The following is a 2629-nucleotide window of genomic DNA, read 5'->3' as shown; positions in this document are numbered from 1 at the left end:
CAGTCGGATTCGGGAGCCAAGGGGGTTGAGAACATTACAAAGGGACTTGGCTGGAGTACGGTGACAATGCCCTTCGATCCGGCCTACGCAAGCTCCCTTGACAACCCCCTGAGGAGAAAGGCTCTTCCACCCAGGAGGATACTCTCACATATCATCTCCCTTCACGTCAAGAGAAACGTTGCAGTTGATGTGGGGGCCGGGGCAGGTTACCTCACCATTCCTCTCAGTTGGGTCTTTAAGAAAGTCTACGCCATTGAGGCCAACCCCAAGATGGCTCGGATTCTTGAGGGGAATCTTCGCGGAAGGGGAATGGAGAACGTTGAGGTTTTATTGGCGGAGAAACCCCCAACCCTTCCAATGAGACCCAACCTCGTGGCCTTTTCGCTCTCGCTTCACGAGATCAGTGATAGGGAAGCCTACCTTGAGTGGGCTAGAGCCTCCGACTACGTTCTGGTCATAGAGTGGATGAGAGAAAAAACGAGGGGACCGCCGGTTCACGAGCGCATCTCAAAGGAGGAACTCCTGAAGCTTGCCCGGGGTTACGAACTGGTTCTTTCAAGGGATTATTGGCCTTACTACCTCATAATCCTAAAACCAAAAAGAATTTGACATGAAAACCTTTTTAATCATCCCGTCGAAATTTTTTTGGGTGATATCATGCCTGAAGTTAGGATCGAAAAGCTCTGCACTGACCCGGAGCTCTACATCATCAGGGTTGACGATGACAGGATACGCTACTTCGAAGCAACATGGGATATCCCCGAGGGGATAACCTACAACGCCTACCTGATGAAGTTGAAAGATGCCGTCGTTCTCTTCGACACAACCAAAGCCGAGTACACCGACATGTTCATGGAGACACTGAAGAAGCTCGCTGACCCGAAAGAGATAACCCACGTGATAGTCCACCACACCGAGCCGGACCACAGTGGAGCGTTGCCGAAGCTCCTCGAAGAGAACGGTTACAAGGCTATGGTCATAGGGACGACCTTCGCAAGAAACCTCCTCCAGGGCTTCTACGGCAACAAAGTGGTTGAGAACTTCAGAGCCATCAAGGACGGCGAAGAGATGAAGATAGGCGGGAAGACCTTCCGCTTCATAACCGTCCCCTGGCTTCACTGGCCGGACACGATGATAACCTACGTGGTTGAAGATAAACTCATCTTCTCCTGCGACGCCGGCGGCGGCTACGGAATTCCGGAGACAATAGACGACAGCGACGAGAAGGTCATCGAGGAGTATTTACCTCACGTCACCAAGTACATAGTTACCGTCATCGGTCACTACCACAAGTACATCGTCCAGAACATCAACAAGCTCAAGGATCTCGGAATAGTCACGGAAGCTAGGATGATACTCCCAGGCCACGGCTTGGCCTGGTGCAGGCACCCGAAGAGGATATTCGAGTATTACGAACGCGTTGGAGCAGGAATCCCCACGAAGGACAAGGTTCTGGTTATCTACGACTCGATGTACGGCTTCGTCGAGGGGAGGATGGGCATCGTCATAGACGAGCTGAAGAAGCTCGGGAAGAAACCCATAGTTTACCGCTTCACAGACAGGGAGGCCCCGGCGGTAAGTGACATCCTCGGTGAGGTTCCAGACAGCGAGGCTATCATAATAGGAGCCTCAACCTACGAGGCCGAGATACACCCGCGCATACGCTACGCTCTCTACGAGATACTCGACAAGGCCAACTACGAGAAGCCTGTCCTTATCGTAGGTGCCTTCGGCTGGGGAGGAGTTGCGGGCAAGAAGATAGAGACCCTCATAGCGAGAAGCAAGTTTGACCTCGTTGACACAGTAGAGAGTAGGGGCAGGCCGACAGAAGAGGACGAAAAGAGATTAAGGGAAGCCGTCAGGAAGCTCGTTGAATGGAGTGGCTGATTCTTCTACTTTTTCTAAGATGACTCCCGGCTGTCAGACAAAGCAGTCAGAGGTCATCTGACCGGGAGTGTATGCTTGTTCTCTCAACCTTCAGAAGTACACTCCCGTATTCTTACCAATTCCTATCCTCCTCGACGATGGCTCTAAAACGTCGTGAAATGTTGCTCTCGTCCCTCTGGAGAGTCGCACCAGTTCGCGTGGGCTGAACGATCCGGTCCTGAGGACGGAGGGTATCTAGAGGTTGATCTCACTGGAGAGGAGCTTGAGCAGTCTGGGCACCTCCATCCGGTATCTCCTTAATCCATGATTACGTCGAGGCGCTTTTATCTTTTTACTACCTTCCAGAGTTTCCGGGAAGGAAGAGACATCTTGATTTCCTCCAAACTCGTGGTTGAGGGAGCCTTATCGGGTGCTTTCCAGCTCTCTAAACCTCACCAGCACCTCGGCTTTGCCCCTTATCAGGTTCTGCCTCGCCACCTCTCTCCCGTCCTTCAGGTAGACCAGCGTTGGGACGTTGAGGACGTCAAAGCGCTCCACGAGGTCATTCCACTTCTCAGCGTTTACATGGACGACCTTGACCTCCGGGAACTCCTCGTCCACCTCCCCCATGAAGCCCTCGACGAGCCTGCACGGCGGACAGCCTGGGATGGAGAACCACAGCACGGCCTTTCCGCTTTCCAGGTCTGTTTTCCCATCGTACTCGACTATCAACTTATTTACCTCCACGAAATAAGAATAGAGG

3 protein-coding genes are annotated in these 2629 nt (G+C 52.6%); 2 read left to right on the top strand and 1 reads right to left on the bottom strand.

Going from position 1 to position 2629, the window contains the following annotated elements; genetic code table 11:
* Together MVD07_RS03445 and MVD07_RS03440 are read left to right on the top strand one after the other, a co-directional pair.
* Positions 1–609: hypothetical protein (locus MVD07_RS03445; RefSeq protein ID WP_297498693.1), on the top strand; the 609-nt coding region annotated here is incomplete at its 5' end.
* Between the two features lie 48 nt (positions 610–657).
* Entirely contained in the window at positions 658–1887 is a 1230-nt protein-coding gene (locus MVD07_RS03440; protein WP_297498690.1) for an FprA family A-type flavoprotein, read from the top strand.
* 402 nt (positions 1888–2289) lie between these two features.
* Here MVD07_RS03440 and MVD07_RS03435 read toward each other — a convergent pair whose 3' ends face one another.
* Positions 2290–2598 (bottom strand): thioredoxin family protein, encoded by a 309-nt coding sequence (locus tag MVD07_RS03435; RefSeq protein ID WP_297498695.1) that lies wholly within the window; start codon positions 2596–2598, stop codon positions 2290–2292.
* Positions 2599–2629 lie beyond the last annotated feature (31 nt).

This window comes from Thermococcus sp., from assembly GCF_027008145.1.
GTDB lineage: Archaea > Methanobacteriota_B > Thermococci > Thermococcales > Thermococcaceae > Thermococcus.
The sequence above is the reverse complement of the archived record's forward strand: the minus strand, read 5'-3'. Positions and strand labels throughout refer to the sequence as shown.